We start from the raw sequence: 243 nt of genomic DNA on the forward strand, positions 1-243 counted from the left end.
CGCAAAGTGCGGTCAGCAATTTCAGTGATTTCCAGATGCGGATCCACCGGGAGCGTGATACGTTTTAGCTCACCCTGCTGTTCAAGCAGCGTCAGGAAGTCGCGTAAATCGTTATATTTCATGGCGTCCATTGTAGCCTCTTAATCTACGCCCATTATACGGCGTTCATCTTTGCGATGCTGTAAATTTGTTAAATTAGCGTGAACTCTGACGGTATAACGCAAACCGGGGAATATAATTAAC

The 243-nt window shown here is 45.7% G+C and carries 1 protein-coding gene; it reads right to left on the minus strand.

The features are described from left to right. Positions 1 to 131: UbiD family decarboxylase (locus GYB81_RS24110; protein ID WP_178106612.1), on the minus strand; the 131-nt coding region annotated here is incomplete at its 3' end. Positions 132 to 243: the final 112 nt, after the last annotated feature.

The organism is Pseudomonas yangonensis (assembly GCF_009932725.1).
GTDB lineage: Bacteria > Pseudomonadota > Gammaproteobacteria > Pseudomonadales > Pseudomonadaceae > Aquipseudomonas > Aquipseudomonas yangonensis.